The organism is Synechococcus elongatus PCC 6301, from assembly GCF_000010065.1.
Taxonomy (GTDB): domain Bacteria; phylum Cyanobacteriota; class Cyanobacteriia; order Synechococcales; family Synechococcaceae; genus Synechococcus; species Synechococcus elongatus.
In genome coordinates this window covers 1969630-1987593 of the sequence record NC_006576.1, presented here as the reverse complement: position 1 = coordinate 1987593, position 17964 = coordinate 1969630, and the positions used below count along the sequence as shown (strand labels likewise).

The window sequence follows — 17964 nt, the reverse complement described above, 5'->3', positions numbered from 1 at the left end:
AAGCAACAGATGCTTTAGGAGAGGCTCGAACGCAGCCAATCGCGGTAGGCAACACTGCTGGCGATCGGGGTGAGTACCAAGCATTCTGGCAAGGCGTAGGGATGCTGCGACTGCAGCCATTGCTGCAGGGCATCAAGCTGTTCGACGGTGGTTTTAAAGCTCATCTGTTGTTCTGTTTCTCGGGCGATCGCTCCCTGCCAGCGATAGCAGGACTGAATCGGCGTAATGCTGACGCAAGCAGCCAAACCAGCTTCCACTGCAGCTTGTGCCAGTTGTTGGGCCTCGACTTCCGTCGACACCGTCGTGAGCAGCAAACGCAGGTCGGCCGTCTCAATCAGGGAACTGAGGTCAGTCATGGGCCCATTGAAGGCAGCGTCGGGAGATTGAGAGTCAGCACCGCCTTCCGGCTCTCCTGTTGACTGAGCAGGTCAAAGGCGATCGCCTCCAGTTGTAGCAGATTGCGGTTTAAGGGCAGGAGAACTTGGGTGACGGCTTGGAGATCCGAGCAATCGTGGGTCTGAAAATCCGTGACCAAACAGAGGGGACTCGCGCGGCGGCGACTCTGCCCGTCGTAAAGCCAGAGCTTGACCGCCAAACGCAGGGATGAAACGGGTAAGCGGATTTGGACCTCCAGATGGGTAGCCGTCGGTTGGGGCAGCGCTAGGAGCTGCAGCTCCGGCACCGGAATCGCGATCGCAGGGCGCTGAAAAGGCTCTGCCAACTGTGGTTCGGCCAAGCTGGGATCGAGGCGCTCACCCTGGGGACTGGGGAGTGGCAGGCCGGCGTGGGCGGCCAAAGGCTGGGTTTGACGCTCTTCCTCCACTTTTTCAATCAGCGATCCCAGCCGGTTGAGAAAGGCCAGATTGAGCCGCGGTGGCAAGGCAGGCGGTTGAGGTGACGCTGGAGGCTCAGGAATGGAGGGCGCGGCAGCCGATTCTGGCGGCGGCTTGATGAAGGAGGGTAAGTGGGGGCCACTGCGCTGGCCACCTTCTGGTAGCGGGGGTTCAGGTGGTGAGACTGGCTCTGGCACTACCTCGTTGGGTGCAGGTAGAGGCGCGATCGGCTCAGGGCAAATCACACTGAAGTGAGCGATCGCTTGCTGCTGTTGCCAAGTGAGCTTCACCATGCCCTGACAGTCGCGATCGGTCCAGTCATGGGGCAGCTGCAGAGGCAGGCTAAAGGCGAGGGGAAAGGTCGCCAGCTCGAGTAACTCGCGGGCCATTGGTCGGATTTGGTCGGGGCGATCGCTGGTTTGAAGCGTGATCACCAGCTCCGCTTGCGTCGGCCAATGGCGTTGAGGGAGTGCAGGAATTACCTGCACCTCACCGCTGAGGGTTAGCAATTCTCCCGGCTGGAGCAGCAGTCGATCTTGACGCAGCAAAATGCGCAGTTGCGGCAGCTCAGGTTCTGGCTGCAACCAGTCGGGGTCTGCTTCTAGCGCCCCAGATTCTCGCTGTAAGACCCGAAGACTGACCGTGCGATCGCCACAGTGAATTTCCCAGAGCCCTGGCTTAAGGTAAGTGTAGGGAAAAATCCAGACCCAGCCTTGTTCATCACTGTCGCGATCCTGGCGATAGACTCGCCGTTGGGGCGGATCAGCCTCCAGATCGACGTAGACAATACGAACCGGCAACACCTGATTGAGCTCAGGTCCTTGCCGATCGAGCCGATAGCGTCCCTCGAGGATTTCTAGCTCAGCAGAATCCAGCGTTAGCGGGTAGTCATCCCCTTCTTGCTGCAATATCCATTGATCCTCTGCCATTCCGGTTGCTCAAAGCCTGCGGCCTGCTTGCCGATCATCATAAGGGCGCAACCTCAACCGGCGATACTGTCCGTGCCGCTTGGAGGCGCGATCGCCAGTGATCGGAATCTTGCAATAACTCCGATTGATCAAGGGTTTGCTGCTCGCCGCTCTGCAGCCACTTAAGATTGACCTGCCCCTGTTCCGCTTCCGCATCACCCAGCACTAAACAAGCGATCGCCCCACTGCGATCGGCCCGTTTGAACTGTTTGCCAAAGGCACTGCCGCTGAGATCGAGCTCCACGCCAAAGCCCGCACTTCGCAGTTTCTGCGCCAGAATCAACGCCTGCCCTTCTGCGATCGCCCCCCGCGAGACGAGATAAAAATCCAGAGTTGCCGGTGGTACTGCCTGGCCTTGTTGAAGCAGCAACACCAGCCGCTCGAGCCCCATCGCCCAGCCCACCGCCGGTGTTTCTGGCCCGCCAAGTTGTGAGACCAGGCCGTCATAGCGGCCACCCCCACAGACCGTTGCTTGCGCTCCTAGATCCGAGGAGATGATTTCAAAAGCCGTGTGGGTGTAGTAGTCCAAGCCGCGCACCAGCTTGGGTTCCAGCCGATAGTCGATCCCGAGATGGGTCAGCAGTTGCTGGACTTGCTCAAAGAGTTGCCGCGATCGCTCGCTGAGGTAGTCGTGCAGACTGGGGGCTTCCGCCACAATCGCCTGAGTCCGCTCATCTTTGCTGTCAAGAATCCGCAGCGGATTCCGTTCCAAGCGATCGCGGGAATCGGGATCGAGATCAGCTGCATAGGGTGTCAGGTAGTCAACCAAGGCTTGCCGGTAGGCCGCGCGATCACAGGCATCCCCGACAGAGTTGAGATCAAGCCGCAGATTTTTCAGACCCAGTGCTTGCAAAATCTGAGTCGCCAAGGCGATCGCTTCCGCATCCGCCCGAGCATCCGCCGTCCCCAAAAGCTCCAAGCCCAGTTGATGAAACTGGCGTTGGCGGCCCGCTTGGGGGCGCTCGTAGCGGAACATCGGGCCGGTGTACCGCAGCCGTTGCACGCCACCTTGGCTGGCTAAACCATGCTCGATGTAAGCCCGCACAGTGCCGGCCGTGCCTTCGGGACGCAGCGTCAAGGAGCGATCGCCGCGATCGCGGAAACTGTACATCTCCTTGCCAACCACATCGGTGGCTTCGCCAATGCCGCGTTCAAACAGCGCCGTCTGTTCGAAGATCGGTGTGCGAACTTCCTGCACGGCAGCTCGCCCGAGAATCTCGCGAGCGGTTTGTTCAATCCACTGCCAAACTTGAGTTTCGGGCGGCAGAATATCGCGGGTGCCCCGCAGAGCTTGCAAGCTAGCCATCGTTTCTCGGTGATCAGGGGAGGCGTGTTCCCAACAGGAACCCTTTCCAGCATGGTCTGAAACGGGCGTGCCGGAGCAGCAGAACGTCAGATTGGATTAGCGCAATCGCAATCTAGGAGGCCGCCACATCGCGATCGGGCAGAATGCAGCAATTGACCTGATCGAGGCAGACTTTACCCCATTGCAAGGCCCAGCGCACCAAGGCAACCCGATTGTCGGTCCCGGTTTTGGTGAGGATGTTGCTGATGTGGTTGTCGACCGTCCGCTTGCTGATATCCAGCCGCGTGGCAATTTCCTGATTCGTCAGCCCAGCCGCCACGAGATCCACGATTTGGAGCTCGCGCTCAGAAAGCGCACCGCTGACGGGAAATTCACCACTTGCCGTCATAACGACTGCTGACCTCAAGTATTTGTACTTAGCCCCTTTATTCTAGGCCGCGGATCGACGAGGTCAGCAAGAGCTGACAATCTGAAGCAATTTCACTAACTCTGCCCTGTGCTGGAACTGAATCTAGCAACAAAACTTCATAGCAGTCTCGGCGATCGCTGCAGGTAGAACTTGGCCAGTGTTGACCACGGGAGTTAGGCAGCGAATCAGTTCAGTCAAAAACCGTCCGAATCTCTCTGGTCAACACAGTCGCTGCTGTCTGTTGGCTGGTCTGGGATCGCGGTAGGGATCAGCCAAGGGGCTGCACTTGATAGGCTGGATCAAGGATTGAGCTGAGGCGGATAGCGATCGCTCTTGGTTGATCCGCCAGTCTTTTTTGTTACCCGTCCCCCTCCTGCTGTGGCTACTCTCTCCGTCGATCTTGAAGTTCAGGCCCAGGCGACCCGTGCGGCAGCGCGGCAGCTCGCCCAGTGGAGCGGCGCCGATCGCCAGCGGTTGTTGTCTGCCATTGCTACCACGCTCGAGCAGGAAGCCCCGCGCATTTTAGCGGCCAATCAAGCGGACTGTGAAGCCGCGACCACTGAGGGCATTGCTCCGGCTCTCTATGCTCGTCTCAAGCTCGATGCAGACAAGCTTGCAGCTGCGATCGCCGGGGTGCGGGACCTAGCACAGTTGCCCGATCCGTTGGGGCAAATCCAGATTGATCGCGAGTTGGACGAAGGCCTAATCCTGCAACGGTTGACCTGTCCTGTCGGCGTTTTGGGCGTCATCTTTGAGGCCCGTCCCGATGCGGTGATTCAAATTGCGTCGCTGGCGATCAAATCTGGCAATGGTGCCATTCTCAAGGGCGGCCGGGAGGCCATTTGCTCCTGCCAAGCGATCGTGGCCGCGATTGCCCAAGCCCTGGCCGAGCAGCAGGCACCTGTCGAGGCCATCCGCTTGCTGACCAGCCGCGAAGAAACTCTGGCGCTGCTTAAGCTCGATCGCTATGTCGATCTGATCATTCCACGCGGCTCCAACAGTTTTGTGCGCTTTGTCCAAGACAACACCCACATTCCGGTCCTGGGTCATGCCGATGGCATTTGCCATCTCTACGTTGACCAAGCGGCCGCGATTGAGAAAACGGTGACGATTACCGTTGACGCCAAAACCCAGTACCCAGCCGCTTGTAACGCGATCGAAACCCTGCTGATTCATGAGGCGATCGCCCCTCAATTTCTACCGGTTGTTGCGGCGGCACTGCACGAGAAAGGTGTCAGTCTGCGGGGTGACGCGGCAGCTCAGACGATTGTGCCGATGGAGGCTGCCACAGAAGAGGATTGGCGAACTGAGTACAGCGATTTAGTTCTGGCAGTGCGACTGGTGCCGAGCCTCGATGCCGCGATCGCTCATATCAATGAATATGGCTCTGGCCATACCGATGCGATCGCCACGGAAGATGCCGCCGCTGCCGCCCAGTTCTTCAGCCAAGTCGATAGTGCTGGTGTGTATCACAACTGCTCCACCCGCTTTGCCGATGGCTTTCGCTATGGTTTTGGCGCAGAAGTCGGCATTAGCACCCAAAAATTGCCGCCCCGGGGTCCCGTAGGCTTAGAAGGGCTGGTGACCTACAAGTACGTCCTCAGCGGTGATGGACAGATTGCCGCAACCTACAGTGGCGCCCAAGCCAAACCGTTCCTACACCGCGATCGCTAATCAGAACCCTGCTGTTCTAAGCCGTTTGATCAACCCTGGCGCATGGTTTGCCAAAGCGCCAGATAGCGATCGCGCACGGCCTCCGGCAGGGGCAGGATCAATTCGCTTTTGTCCAGCACAGCCGTGGGTGGAATCTGGAGAGGATTGGCATCAACAGGGGCGACGGCTGCAGCAGTCAGGATCGCCGGGGAGGCTGCCGGCCCCAGTTGCGAAAACTGAGTTGCGATCGTCGGTGCCCAGCCAAAATCAATCCAGCGATCGCTAAAGACTTCACTCACCCGCCCTTGGGGTTGCACCCACAGATCCAGCCAAATGGCAGTGCCCGATCGCGGGACAACAGCAGCCAAGCGAGAATCTCGGCGGAGGGCAGCCAAAATATCGGCCGACCAACCCACTGCAGCCAGAGCATCACCGAGTAACAACGGCTGCAAATAGTTGCGGGAGCTGTAGAGCTTGACCTGTTGCTGTAAGGCTGCCAGCAAAGGTTCGAGTTGGGGAATCTCCGCCAAATTAGCTTGGTTATAGCTCCAGCCCAACCGTTTGAGCGTCAGACCAATTACTTCGCGAGGATCATCTGGCAAGATCAGCTGGCCACGCAGTTCGGGCCGCCACAGATCTGTCCAGTCTTGGAGTGGGCTCGTCAAGCGATCGCGGCGAAAGGCAATCATCGTGGTGCCCCAGCGGTAGGGCGCCGCCCAAATCTCTCCTGCTTCGCTAGGCACCCCTTGGCGATCGCGCCGCAGTTGCTGTCGCCAACGTTGAGGCAACGAGGTCCAATGCCGCCAGTGATTGGGGTTAAAGGGGGCCAGTCGCCCTGAGGCGATCGCAGACTGGAGCCAAGCATCTCCAATCCCCAAGAGATTGGGCAGGCGGCTAGGGTCTTCTGTCAGCAATAGACGACTGCTATCGACCAGGCCCGCCGCGCGATCAAGCTGCACCGTAATCTGAGTGCGATCTTGAAAGCGGCGCAGGATGGGTGCAGGGACAGTGTTACCCGGCAGCAGCAGTTGTAGATCGGCCGAGCGGCAGCCTGCCAGTGCTAGGCCCGGCAGACCCACACTGGCTTGCAAAAAACGGCGACGACTCAGAAATATCCAGTTGGCCTAGGCGAACCCCTCGGTCATGCTACAGCGACCGCCTGAAGGTTAAGTCTTTGGGATCAACGCTGGTTCCCTTGCTTCTGATTCCTAAGATGACCGAAGTGCCGTTGCTCCAGCCCACATGACCGATCTGGAATCTCAAATTCAGGCCTTGCAAGCTCAACTCGATCGCCAGTGGTTGGTCTTGAGCGAGCTTCACCAACATGTGTTGCAGCAGCGCCAACCGACCTTGGCTACTGCCCCTGCCGCATCCGAGACCAGCCCCGATGCGGATTCGCAAGTTCAGCGGCTGCATGCTCAGCTCATCGCTGCCTACGGCCGCATTGCTGCCCTCGAAGAACAAGTGCTCAATCAGTCACCGCACTTGCAATACCGCTAGCCGCGATTGCGCGATCGCCCAAGTCATCAACCCACTGCCTGAGGGTTTCGACACTGGCACCAGTGGCCAAGCTAGCTGCGATCGCCATGCCTCCTGCAGCCACCCCTTCTTTGACAAACCCCTGCTCATAGACCTGCAGCTGAGCATGACGCGATCGCTGGAAGTTGAGCTGGGTGGAGAGCAATAACGGTTCCCAACCGAATCGTGAAGCGATCGCGGGGCCTAACTGTGCCACCTGAGCACTCGGATCGACCATCACCCAGCGAGTTGTTCCCACCGCAATGCGATCGGGTTGCCATGCCACACCAGTCTGGGCGATTGCAGCCATCAAGGCGTAAGCGGCCAGCATTTGAGTACCGCCAGCCAAGAGCACTGACTGGGTCTGACTGACGGCCATGGCCATTCCTGCCGCCGCAATCAACATGGGATCAGCGATTGCTGCTGCCAGCTCTAGAGGTGATCGCGCTGGGCGATCGGGAATTGCCGCTAGACCCTGCTGCACGAGAGCTAATTTTTGCCCGTGGTTACAAGTGGGATGGCTGCTACTAACACAGCCTGCCGCTTCAATGCCTAAAGCCAACAGCAATGCCAAGGCCGTACTGGTGCCACCGACGACGCATTCCCCGAGAACCAACCAGCGATCGGGATGTTGAGCCGCGATCGCAGCCCCGTGGGCTTGTCCTTGCTGGAACAGTTGTTGAGCGATCGCGATCGGCATGGCCTGCCCCGTACTGAGGCAGCGAGCTGGCTGACTGTTGAGGCGAATTGCAGGGACTGGGAGTGGTTGCGTGAGGCCAGCATCAATTAAAAACAGTGGTGTGGCCAACTGTTCCACACAGGCCCGTGTGATCAAGACCGGTGATGCTCCTGCCTGTAGCGGAGGCAGCGGGTATTGAGGCTGTGGATTCGGGCCGTTGTAGAGAAACTCAGCATCAGCATGGGCAGTGTAGCGGCGATCGCGAGGGGTTTTACCGGCAGCAGAAATGCCTGGAATCAACGCCGTCTCGGTGAATGCCAGCAGGACGGCCAGCAAGGGCGATCGCCCCTGGACTTGTGTGAGCCAAGGAAACAGTTGGGCCTCACCGCCCCAGCAGGCGATCGCGTCAGTCCGCATCGAGATCGAGAACCGTCTGGAGCCAATGGGGCGGCGCGGGGATGGGCGTTCCCAAGCGGCGGAACAGCACCCAAGCCACCCCATGCACCACCAGAATGTAGAGCAAACTGCTGAGGGTGATCATCGCAAAGGCGACTGCTTGCACCGTCGAGAGCGGTATCTGGACTAACCAACCCAGCACCCCCGTCAGCCACTCTAGAAAGCCGGTGGCTTGGGCGGTCACATAGGTCCAGATGTCTTCGCCCAACAGCACGGACAGCACCCACAGGCGGAAGAAGAAACCGATCGTCTCGAGGCCACCGCCCAGCAGAATCGACCAACCCCAAGAGAGCCGCCGTTGCCAACAGCAACCCAAGAGGACCCCCAGACAGCCCGGCGGCAACAAGAAGAGAATGCCGCGCGTCGGGCCAAGCAAAACAAACAGCAACAGACTGGCGACGATCGCGCCTAACCAAGCGCTGCGTAGACCCCAGCGGCGGTAGAGCAAGGCGATCGGTAACGGGAACAGGACTCGCAGGACAGGGCCGAGCGGGAAGAAGTAATTGACCAACCACAGTAGTGCGGCGGCGCTGGCCATAAACGCGGTTTCCACCAGCGCCAGAGGACCTTGAGGTTCTGTGCGGGCTGCGATCGCGGCGGGCGTCAGCGCTGTTGCCGACTCTGGATCCGCATCGACCCAATCATCCCAATCCTCTGCTTGCGGCCCCTTCGCCGGTTCTGCTGTCATTCACCGCGACCTTGATTCGCTCTCAATCCTACTGCTGTGGCTGGAGGTACTGCTGCAGCCAGCGACTACAGTGGGCGATCGCAGCGAGGTCGGCAATTTCATAGCCATGGGTGTTATCGGTGGCAAAGCCTAGGCAGGCGGCACGGGGAACATGGCCAAATTTCATGGCGATCGAGCCGTCGCTACCAAAGCCCTGCAGAATCGCTTCTTGAATTGGCAAATCGATTGCGATCGCGGCCTGCCGTAACGCTCGATTTAGGTCTTCATCGTAGAGCCCATAGGCATCTTGAGAGAGCAAAACCGGCGCTTCACTGGCAGCGATCGGGTATTCCGGCGCAACCGGAATGATTTCCAGCGCAATCAAAGCAGCTAACCGCTGGCGTTGACTATGGAACAGGGCACCGACTGCACCAACTTCCTCTTTGGCTGAGGCGATCAGATGAACGGTGTAGCGCGGTCGTTTTAGCTGCGCAGCCAAATCCAGCAGAATGGCTAGCGAGGCTTTGTTGTCGAGGGCATAGCCGGCGATGTGTTGCCCTAGCCGCTGCGGTCGTTTGCGATCGCGGCTGACTACCACGCGAGTTCCAGGCCGTACACCAGCAGCTTGCAATGCTTCCAGTGACTGTTTCGTCTCAATCCATGTATCGGGCCACGTCAGCGCTTTATCTACCTGCAAGGCTTTTTGGGGCGAAGCGTGGGAAATATGGCGCGACCCGAAACTAAGGATGCCAGGCACGATCGCGCCATCGCCCAGCAACTCCACCGGCCCTTCACCGTAAATCCAGGGATAGGAGCCGCCCAGTCGATTGACCCGCACCCGACCCTCCGGCGCGATCGCCTCGACAATCATGCCGATTTCGTCCTTGTGAGCCGTGACTGCAATCACCTCCGGGCGATCGCCTTCAATCCGCACAATCAGATTGCCCGCTTCATCTTGCTCAGGGCTGCACCCCACAGCCTGAAAACGCTGCTGGAGATAAGTGTCAATCTCGCCCTCCCAACCACTGGGCGAATGGCAGGCTTGGAGCGCCGCAATTTCAGCAAACCAATCGTCCAGCATCATTCCCAATTCACTTCATACCCCTTGAGGTTGCCGATAATTACAATTCGGCTGAGTTTAGCTGTTGATAAAGCCAAAAAGCCGTCACCGTTTTTGCATCGACTGGCTCCCCGTCGCGAATGGCTGCGATCAACTCTTCAGGGGTCAAAGCCAACACTTCAATATCTTCATCTTCATCTCCCGCCGGCGGATGTTCTAGCTTCTCTAAGTCAGTGGCAAGATAGGCGTAAATCACCTCATCGGAATAGCCTGGTGCAAGGAAAAAGTCTCCGAGGTGTTGCCACGTGCCAGCGCGATAACCCGTTTCTTCTTCAATTTCGCGAGCGATCGTAGCGGCTGGATCTTCATGATCTTCGACGGTTCCGGCTGGAAATTCTAAGAGCCAACCTTCTGCGGCAAAGCGATATTGACGCACCAGCACCAAACGACCATCTGGCAAAACTGGTACCGCTAGCGCCCCGCCTGGATGCCGAATACAGGCCCATTCCCCCTCAACTTGATTGGGCAGGCGCAGTTGATTCACTTCAAAGTCGAATTTTCGGCTGCGATAGGAGAGGGTCTGACGCAGAATTTCCGGCGGGGTGCGATCCATTAGGGGCTCTCGGCCAACGCTTCCATGCTACCGAGTCGCTCGATTCCAGTTGAGTCCAGCCGTTGCGCCAAGGTCGCGATCGCTTCTCCAGTGACGGGTTCAACCCAATCTGGAGCGATCGCAGCCAGGGGGATCAGGACAAAAGCTCGCTGGGTCAGGTAAGGATGCGGCACCGTCAAGTCGGGCGTTTGAATCTGGCGATCGCCATAGAGCAGCAGATCGAGGTCCAATGTGCGCGGCCCCCAATGTTGCAACCGTTCCCGTCCTGCCGCCGCTTCGATCGCCTGCAGTTGTTGCAACAGATCGTGTGGTGCCAGACAGGTTTCTGCGATCGCGCAAGCATTGTAGTAATCCGGTTGCGGAGGGCCAACTGGCGGTGTTTGGTAGACCGGCGAGACTTGTAGCCGGCGAATGCTAGATAAGGCTGCAAGCTGAGCGATCGCCTGCTGAAGGTGCTTGACACGGTTCCCCAAGTTACTGCCGAGGGCAACTGCAATGGCGGTCCAATCAGTCCTTTCTAGAATGGCCACAGTTGCGGTTTGCGAGGGAGTGAGCAATGAGCGACTATCCAGCCCTTTCTCAAAGTACGCTGCAACGCCTGCAGGATTGCCCGCGTTTGTTCCAAGTGGAGGCGCTGGAACTATCGGGGCGGTGGTTTCAGCACGATCTCCGTCAGCGCTTGGAGTGGGGTCGCCGCTTTCACCGTTTGATGCAGCAGCAGGCTTTAGGGATTCCGATCGATCAGCTGCAGACCGGCGATCGTAGTTTGGATCAGTGCCTGGCCGATTTTGCTGCAGCTCAACCGCAACTGTTTGCGCTACCCCCAGCAAGCTGGCACCGACAGACAGAATGCCGCTGGCAGTGGCCGTTTCAAGACTTCGTGCTGGTCGCTATTTTTGACCGACTGGAATTGAGCGATCGTGCCGCCCAAATTCACGACTGGAAAACCCACAACCGTCCACAGACACTGGAAACGCTCACCGCCACTTGGCAAACCCAGCTCTACTGCTGGCTGGTGACGGAGCGCAGTGGCCTACCACCGGAAGCCGTATCGATGCACTACTGGTTTGTGCGCAGTCAGCCCCAGCAACCGGTCACGATTCACTGGAATCAGCAACAACACCAGCAAACCCAGCAACAGCTCGAGAAGAGTTTGCAAGAATTCAAAGGCTGGCTGCAGGCTTACCCAGAAACGTCCTTGCCCCAACGACCCGATCGCCTGCAGCGCTGCCAGACCTGTGAGGAACGCGATCGCTGCTGGCCTAACCCCGATCTCACCCTTGCGATCGCCAGTTGGGACGAGATTCCGGTAGTAGAGCTGTAAGCTGGCGTCTTATCCTGAAAAGCAGCCCCCCGAACTGCGCTCATGATCGCTGCTGCCCCAAGTCCTACGGCATTCCCTTTACCGGCGGTGGTCGGCCAAGGCCCGATCAAGCTGGCGTTGATTTTGGCGGCGGTGGATCCGGGTTTGGGTGGCGTCGCGATCGCGGGTCGGCGCGGTACGGCGAAATCCGTGATGGCGCGGGCGCTGCATGCGCTGCTGCCACCGATTGAAATTCTTGAAAACTCGTTCAACGCCGATCCCAACCGTGCTGGCGACTGGGATGCCCTGACCCAGCAGCGACAGGCCAATGGTGAAGAACTACCCACTCGTGTCATTCCGGCGCCCTTCTGCCAAGTGCCCCTTGGGATTACCGAAGATCGGCTCCTCGGTTCGGTCGATGTGGCGCAATCGATTAAGCGGGGCGAAACGGTTTTCCAGCCCGGATTATTGGCCGAAGCCCATCGTGGCGTCCTCTACGTCGATGAGATCAATCTGCTAGATGACCAAATCGCCAACCTGTTGCTGACGGCGATTAGCGAAGGGCGCAACCGGATTGAGCGGGAAGGGATCAGCATTGAGCATGCTTGTCGGCCCCTACTGATCGCTACCTATAACCCCGAAGAAGGCCCGCTACGGCTGCACCTCCTCGATCGCATTGCGATCGCCCTCTCTGCCGACGCGATTTTAGAAATCGAAGAGCGCGTCCAAGCGGTTGATCAAGCCCTGCGCTACGCCAACGATCCGGCGAAAGTGCTGGAAGCCTACGCCGAAGAAACGGAAAGTCTGCGCACCCAAATTCTGCTGGCGAGGGAATGGCTACCGGATGTGACGATCACGCCGGAACAGATTGGCTACCTCGTGCGTGAGGCAATTCGTGGTCAAGTTCAAGGTCATCGCGCCGAACTGTTTGCGGTACGAGTCGCTCGCGCGGCCGCTGCGTTGGAAGGCCGTACGGAAGTTAACGCCGATGATCTGCGTCTTGCTGTGCAGCTCGTGATCGTGCCACGGGCGACCGTGCTGGATTCACCACCACCACCGGAAGAGCCGCCGGCCGCTCCGCCACCACCGCCCCCCTCCCAGGAACAGCAGGGTGAGGATGAGCAAAATGAGCAGGAGCCAGATGAACCGGACGAGCCGGAAAACGACTCGGATGATCAGCAGCCCGATACGCCACCACCGATTCCGGAGGAGTTTGTCTTCGATGCCGAGGGCGTTGTCCTCGACCCGAGCGTTTTGGTCTTTGCCCAGCAGTTCAGCCGCCAAGGCAAATCTGGCTCGCGATCGCTGATCTTTTCCGAAGATCGGGGCCGCTACATCAAACCGATGTTGCCGCGTGGGCCTGTCCGCCGGATTGCGGTGGATGCCACGCTTCGAGCCTCCGCGCCCTACCAAAAAGCCCGCCGTCAACGCCAGCCCGATCGCAAAGTGATCGTCGAAGATGCGGATATCCGCAGTAAACAACTGGTGCGCAAAGCAGGTGCGCTGGTGATCTTCCTCGTTGATGCTTCGGGGTCGATGGCCCTGAACCGGATGCAATCCGCCAAAGGTGCCGTCATTCGACTGCTCACAGAAGCTTACGAAAACCGCGATCAAGTGGCACTGATTCCCTTCCGGGGGGAACAGGCCGAAGTACTGCTGCCGCCAACGCGATCGATCACCGCTGCCCGCAAGCGTCTGGAAAAAATGCCCTGCGGGGGCGGGTCGCCGTTGGCTCATGGTCTAACGCAGGCGGTTCGAGTTGGAACTAACGCTGCCCAATCGGGCGATATCGGTCAGGTCGTGATTGTGGCGATCACCGATGGTCGCGGCAATATTCCCCTCGCGCGATCGCTGGGACAACCAATGGAAGAAGGCGAGAAGCCAGATCTCAAAGAAGAACTGCTCGATATCGCTAAGCGGATTCGCGGCCTATCGATGCAACTGCTAGTCATCGATACCGAGCGTAAGTTTGTTGGCGCGGGCTTTGGTAAAGAGCTAGCCAATGCTGCAGGCGGTCAGTACTACCACTTGCCCAAAGTCAGTGATCAGGCGATCGCGGCCATGGCGCAAAGTGCCTTGAGAGCCACTCTTAATTAAAGGCGATCACAGCAAAACCTTGGCATCTATCTGCTTGAGGTGAGTCTCAGCTTCAAGCAGATTTGTTATTGGGCCAGTTCTCAAGTTGCAGGCCAGCAACATGCTCAAACGTGCATTGATGGGCCCTCACGAGAGTTAAATCAACCCTAATTTGAAGGGCAGCACCAACTCATCATAATAAGCTTCAAAAGCGGGAAAATCTGGACTGTCTTCATAGGACAAGACCCACTCTGGCCATCGCGCCGTTGGCATTGATGACTGAAGCAAGGCTTGCACAGTTAGATATTACAAAGGGATATTTTTCTGTTTAGGTCGACGAATAAAATATTGCTCAAAATCCCGAAGCAAGTCGAGCGTGATTGGCTCTTGAGTGACCTTCATTTACGGAGACGCCCTTGTGAGGATAAGCAACCGTTAGCTGGTGAATATTACTGTTGCTAAATTTGCCCAACCTATACCTGTTATAAAGCTGTAACCATGGTAATAAGTGGTCAGGACAAGCTATCACCCCTCCTGTTTTTACTGAAGAGCGGCTTGATCGCTGGACTTGAGCAGAAGCAGACAACAGGCGAGAATAGACAGATTGCCTCAGTAGCTCAGTGGATAGAGCACCCGCCTTCTAAGCGGTCGGTCGTTGGTTCGATCCCAACCTGAGGCGTCAGTCGCGATCGCCCCGCCAAGCTTGCAGCCAGTCTCAGCGATCGCGGGTCTCCGCGAGGTCTTCCTCCAGCGCTTGAACGGTTTTGGCCAGTTGCCTCGTATCTTGCAACAGAAACTTCACGGTTCCGACAAGATCGCTGAGCTGCTTCTCGACCTGGGGATCCATAAAAGAAAAATGACCACAAAATTAGGTTGCTGTTTGCCGACTGAGGCAGCACCGCCAGACTACGCTTTGTTTACGGGAATCGCTAGTCCTTGAGCCGTCACCCCGAGAGCAGATGCCAATGGGGCTAGGCTCTTGAGTTCTAGACAAAGACTGACCTCTGCCAACTCAGGATGATCGAGACAGTACTGCTGCCAAAAGGCTTTTAGCGCACCGACATGGGAAAGCGCGATCGCTAACTGTTCCCAAGAGGGGGTTTTAGGAAAGCGAATTCCTAACTGGGCGGCAGCGCGGCGGCAACCTTGATAGGAGCCATAGCGCTGCTTCAAATCCGCCACCGTCAGACGCGACACGGGCAGCGGAGTCATGGCGGTTTCTAGGGTTCCGATCGCCACTTCCGATAGCTCGGCTAGCTGAGCGGCCGCCGCTGCTAACTGAGCCTCAGCATGAATCCGTTGCTGTTCAAAAGTTTGAGCATTAGCCAAGGTTTGGCGCAGGCGTTTGGCAAGGCTCACGGATATTTCTCCGAAAGTTCTCAATTATGTTGTAGCGGTCTGTTCCAGTGAGGATGCAGCAACCTAAAGTCTGGAAAGTTTGCTGGGTGCAGCAGAGAAGTTCCCCAAGCTTTGGCGGGATCCTTGGCCCGATCGCCAACAAGGATGTGAGTTGGAATCAGTAAGATTTTTGCCGCTGACTGATAGCAGCCCAAAACGGCAGACTTGATTGCCGGAGCAACTAGGGGCGATCGCAACCACAGGCAAACCCCACAATTCAGGCATCCAAACCGCTATTCCGCACTGGCGATCGCAGATTGTTCAACCCCAACCAACCAACCTGCCCAGCTCCGTAGCCGCAACTGCAGATCGAGAACTGCTGCTTGCGGCCGTTGCAACAACAGGTTTTGTGCCAGTTCAGGCGGTGATTGCCATTCGGCATCTGCACAACCTTCTTGCTGTTGTTCTGCCTGAGCGATCGCGGCAGCCAGATCAGGCGACAGAAAATGGAATTGGGCGCGATCGAAGGAATAGATAAAGCGCACGTGGGGGCAGTGCGATTGATCGGTGTGGACAGGCAAGCCACAGAAAGGGCAGTGCAAGGCGGGCAAAGAGTCAGTCATTTTTTGAGCCGGGATGAATATGGCCTGAGTATGGGCAGTAGACAGCCGTTCTAGAATCGAGTTGATGCGAATATCGATTTCTGTGATTCATCATTCGCATGGCAAACCTTGGCATGTGAGTCCGGCTCTGCCAGGGTTAAGACGTCCAACCTACCCATGCTGATTGTGCTGAGTGCCCCCGACTTACCTTGGAACCATCTCTTGATTGGCCCACCCGCCAGTGGCAAAACCACGTTTGCCAGAGCATTGCAACAGGAACTAGGGGCAGCGGTCATCATCTCTACTGATGGCATTCGTGAACGACTGTATGGAGATGCAGCCGTTCAAGGACCTTGGGCTGAAATAGAAGCAGAACTTCAGCGCCAAATTCAGGAAGCGGTGCTCGCTCAGAAAGCAATTATCTACGACGCGACCAACGTCAAACGCGCTTGGCGCATGGGCTTCTTGCAGAAATTACAAGTTCATGGTTTGAGCTGGATTGGCTGGGAGCTGAAGACTGACTTAAAGACCTGCAAAGCTTGGAATCAACAGCGATCGCGGCAAGTGCCTGAAGCTGTGATCGAGAACTTTCATGCCTATCAGCGACAGCTCAAACCAATGCAGGGCGAGGGCTTTGTGGGGATTGCCAGCATTGATCCGGTCAAAAACCCCAATCTATCCAACACCATTCAAGAACAACTTAAGAAGTGTCGACGCAGTGCGGTTAACCACGAAAATCGCTACGGAAAAATCGAACGACATCGTTACTCTCGCTTGCGTGATTTTGACAGACTACTGCACTTGATTGCACTGTTAAGCTGCTATCCTGGCATCGGCAGTCTGCAAGAGCAACAGCCTGAATTATTGCAACAACTATTAAAGACGCAAGAGCAACCTAACTTTCAAGATTCTATTGCAGAAATTGCAGCCATTTTAGGGGCTCAGCATGGTGAAATCTATTGCGATTCAGAAGCGATCGCAGCAGATCTAGACTGGTTAGAATCTGAGGGTTTTCTGGGCAGTGATGTCAGCTTTCATGAATTAACACAGCCCTCTTTCATTGACTCTGGCGAACCCCTATTTTTTCATCACTACAGCGATTGGGATACCTTTAAGCGACTGTTCAAAACAATCCGCTATATCATCCAGAACCCACTGACCCAAGAGGAACATCACCTTCAAGACAAGTTGCTCAATCCCCAGCGGAGACGGATAGACATCTTGGCCGATCAATTAATTGGCGCTCGTATTTTAGTTAGTTCTACGGAGCAAGGCATGCTCCGCAAAGACATTGAATGGGTTTTACACCCCTATCGAATCTTCCCGGAGGCTACCATGCGCAGAGGCTACTACTTAGGAACTGGAATTCTCAACCGTGATGACCTTCTGCAAATCTACCAGTTGGTCGATAAACAAGTTCTGAGTTTAGATAACCCCATCGAAACTCGTGCGGTCAATCGTCTTCGTCAAGGCTTGGAGTGGGCTCGCTTTGACCTCAAGAATCTCTACCCAGTGCGATCGATTGCTGGCGGTAATATCGTTAACTCGGACCTGCTAAGCAATCAATCCTTAGCCACTGCGGACGAGAGCCAGAAACTAGAGCAAGCAATCCGCTCTGGCCAAGCAATTCGTGTGGGACGCTTTAAAGGCGCTGGACAATATCAAGAACAACCCGACTCGGAAAAGATTATTTGGCCTTTGCAAATAGTCTTCCACAATATTGCCTGGTATCTCGGCTATGAACTGGCTGAAGGGGACCAGAAAGGACTGTATTGCTACGAACGGCTCGATCGCCTGTATCAGAGCGGTCCTGTTGGCAAGCCCCGCAGTCACGCCGAGCAAAAGCGATCGCTCGATTCCCTTGAACTGCTGCGCAGCCAAAGCTATGGGTTGTATCTCGGCGGGGCCGTTGCACCCCAACAAGCCCTCCTGCAAATTAAGACCTTGGCCGCCCGGCTCAAGCTGATGCAGGTACTCGAATTACGCTTTAGCGAGCGCTTATTTCGCTTCGTCAGTGAAGGCACACAGCGCTTTCCCGATGGACAAGTCAAAATGACGCTGCCGCCCGATCGGCATCTCCTCACCGCACTGCCGGGCCTCAAGAAAATCTACAGCCTGCCCAAAGCAGCCGATCCGACCCATCCCTATCAAATGAAAGTCTGGCTCCCTGCTTGGTCGATTCAAGAGGTCACCCTCAAAAACTGGATTATGGGCATGGGGGGTGAAGTTAAGGTCCTCGGCCCGACAGAGCTGTGCGATCGCATCATCGAAAATCATCGGGCAGCCGCTGCTCTCTACGCCGATGCTAGTACGAGTAAGGGTTGAGTCTCACGCAAGGATGTGCCTTTCATCCTGCCAATGCGAGTGGGCTGAACCAGCGCTGGCTCGAGCGACTTTATCTCTTCTAGTAGCTTGGTCGCTAAGGGCTTTGCTAGGCGATCGCTCCTGATACCTCTACTAGAGTGAATGGAGTTTTCACTCGG

The 17964-nt window shown here is 56.9% G+C and carries 18 protein-coding genes and 1 tRNA gene; 6 read left to right on the top strand and 13 right to left on the bottom strand.

Annotation, left to right across the window (positions count from 1 at the left end):
* Positions 1 to 14: 14 nt before the first annotated feature.
* The 4 genes from cutA to SYC_RS09760 all read right to left on the bottom strand — a co-directional run bounded on the left by cutA (position 15) and on the right by SYC_RS09760 (position 3495).
* A complete protein-coding gene (gene cutA / locus SYC_RS09775; protein WP_011244147.1) occupies positions 15 to 356 on the bottom strand; it encodes a divalent-cation tolerance protein CutA in 342 nt (113 codons plus the stop codon).
* On the bottom strand, positions 353 to 1762 hold the full coding sequence (locus tag SYC_RS09770) for a hypothetical protein (protein WP_011244146.1): 1410 nt from the start codon (positions 1760 to 1762) through the stop codon (positions 353 to 355). The genes cutA and SYC_RS09770 overlap by 4 nt, the downstream gene beginning before the upstream one ends.
* A gap of 37 nt (positions 1763 to 1799) precedes the next feature.
* Positions 1800 to 3107 carry a histidine--tRNA ligase gene (hisS, locus tag SYC_RS09765; protein ID WP_011244145.1) on the bottom strand — a complete coding sequence of 436 codons (1308 nt, stop codon included), beginning with the start codon at positions 3105 to 3107 and terminating at the stop codon, positions 1800 to 1802.
* Positions 3108 to 3219: 112 nt separating this feature from the next.
* Entirely contained in the window at positions 3220 to 3495 is a 276-nt protein-coding gene (locus tag SYC_RS09760; protein WP_011244144.1) for a helix-turn-helix domain-containing protein, read from the bottom strand.
* A gap of 399 nt (positions 3496 to 3894) precedes the next feature.
* On the opposite strand from SYC_RS09760, the gene SYC_RS09755 reads away from it, so the two are divergent.
* The gene (locus SYC_RS09755) at positions 3895 to 5190 is read left to right on the top strand and encodes a glutamate-5-semialdehyde dehydrogenase (RefSeq protein ID WP_011244143.1); all 1296 of its coding nucleotides are present in this window, start codon (positions 3895 to 3897) and stop codon (positions 5188 to 5190) included.
* A gap of 29 nt (positions 5191 to 5219) precedes the next feature.
* Here SYC_RS09755 and SYC_RS09750 read toward each other — a convergent pair whose 3' ends face one another.
* A complete protein-coding gene (locus SYC_RS09750) occupies positions 5220 to 6248 on the bottom strand; it encodes an extracellular solute-binding protein (protein WP_011244142.1) in 1029 nt (342 codons plus the stop codon).
* A gap of 163 nt (positions 6249 to 6411) precedes the next feature.
* Here SYC_RS09750 and SYC_RS09745 point away from each other — a divergent pair, with 163 nt between their 5' ends.
* On the top strand, positions 6412 to 6669 hold the full coding sequence (locus tag SYC_RS09745) for a hypothetical protein (RefSeq protein WP_011378383.1): 258 nt from the start codon (positions 6412 to 6414) through the stop codon (positions 6667 to 6669).
* On the opposite strand, the gene cobT is transcribed toward SYC_RS09745, so the two are convergent.
* The 5 genes from cobT to folK are packed head-to-tail and all read right to left on the bottom strand — an operon-like array spanning position 6638 to position 10692.
* On the bottom strand, positions 6638 to 7783 hold the full coding sequence (cobT, locus tag SYC_RS09740) for a nicotinate mononucleotide-dependent phosphoribosyltransferase CobT (RefSeq protein ID WP_011244141.1): 1146 nt from the start codon (positions 7781 to 7783) through the stop codon (positions 6638 to 6640). The genes SYC_RS09745 and cobT overlap by 32 nt on opposite strands.
* Positions 7773 to 8510: a DUF2232 domain-containing protein gene (locus SYC_RS09735; protein ID WP_011244140.1), complete on the bottom strand. Its 738-nt coding sequence runs from the start codon at positions 8508 to 8510 to the stop codon at positions 7773 to 7775. Before SYC_RS09735 ends, cobT begins: the two co-directional genes overlap by 11 nt.
* 28 nt (positions 8511 to 8538) lie before the next feature.
* Complete coding sequence (locus tag SYC_RS09730) at positions 8539 to 9573, bottom strand: M42 family metallopeptidase (RefSeq protein WP_011244139.1); 1035 nt, start codon at positions 9571 to 9573, stop codon at positions 8539 to 8541.
* Positions 9574 to 9610: 37 nt separating this feature from the next.
* The gene (locus SYC_RS09725; protein ID WP_011244138.1) at positions 9611 to 10162 is read right to left on the bottom strand and encodes an NUDIX hydrolase; all 552 of its coding nucleotides are present in this window, start codon (positions 10160 to 10162) and stop codon (positions 9611 to 9613) included.
* Complete coding sequence (gene folK, locus SYC_RS09720; protein ID WP_011244137.1) at positions 10162 to 10692, bottom strand: 2-amino-4-hydroxy-6-hydroxymethyldihydropteridine diphosphokinase; 531 nt, start codon at positions 10690 to 10692, stop codon at positions 10162 to 10164. The genes SYC_RS09725 and folK overlap by 1 nt, the downstream gene beginning before the upstream one ends.
* Positions 10693 to 10718: 26 nt before the next feature.
* Here folK and SYC_RS09715 point away from each other — a divergent pair, with 26 nt between their 5' ends.
* The 3 genes from SYC_RS09715 to SYC_RS09700 all read left to right on the top strand — a co-directional run bounded on the left by SYC_RS09715 (position 10719) and on the right by SYC_RS09700 (position 14220).
* Positions 10719 to 11486, top strand: coding sequence for a PD-(D/E)XK nuclease family protein (locus tag SYC_RS09715; RefSeq protein ID WP_011244136.1), 768 nt, complete (start codon positions 10719 to 10721; stop codon positions 11484 to 11486).
* 42 nt (positions 11487 to 11528) lie between these two features.
* Positions 11529 to 13562 (top strand): magnesium chelatase ATPase subunit D, encoded by a 2034-nt coding sequence (bchD, locus tag SYC_RS09710; protein ID WP_011244135.1) that lies wholly within the window; start codon positions 11529 to 11531, stop codon positions 13560 to 13562.
* A gap of 585 nt (positions 13563 to 14147) precedes the next feature.
* Positions 14148 to 14220 (top strand) — tRNA-Arg (locus SYC_RS09700).
* A gap of 36 nt (positions 14221 to 14256) precedes the next feature.
* On the opposite strand, the gene SYC_RS14155 is transcribed toward SYC_RS09700, so the two are convergent.
* The 3 genes from SYC_RS14155 to SYC_RS09690 form a co-directional block, all read right to left on the bottom strand.
* Positions 14257 to 14388 carry a hypothetical protein gene (locus SYC_RS14155; protein ID WP_265575056.1) on the bottom strand — a complete coding sequence of 44 codons (132 nt, stop codon included), beginning with the start codon at positions 14386 to 14388 and terminating at the stop codon, positions 14257 to 14259.
* A 59-nt stretch (positions 14389 to 14447) separates the two neighbouring features.
* The gene (locus tag SYC_RS09695; RefSeq protein ID WP_011244134.1) at positions 14448 to 14900 is read right to left on the bottom strand and encodes a hypothetical protein; all 453 of its coding nucleotides are present in this window, start codon (positions 14898 to 14900) and stop codon (positions 14448 to 14450) included.
* Between the two features lie 272 nt (positions 14901 to 15172).
* The gene (locus tag SYC_RS09690; protein WP_041674898.1) at positions 15173 to 15502 is read right to left on the bottom strand and encodes a hypothetical protein; all 330 of its coding nucleotides are present in this window, start codon (positions 15500 to 15502) and stop codon (positions 15173 to 15175) included.
* A 156-nt stretch (positions 15503 to 15658) separates the two neighbouring features.
* Here SYC_RS09690 and SYC_RS09685 point away from each other — a divergent pair, with 156 nt between their 5' ends.
* The gene (locus tag SYC_RS09685) at positions 15659 to 17806 is read left to right on the top strand and encodes a WYL domain-containing protein (RefSeq protein WP_011244132.1); all 2148 of its coding nucleotides are present in this window, start codon (positions 15659 to 15661) and stop codon (positions 17804 to 17806) included.
* The last annotated feature ends 158 nt before the right edge of the window (positions 17807 to 17964 follow it).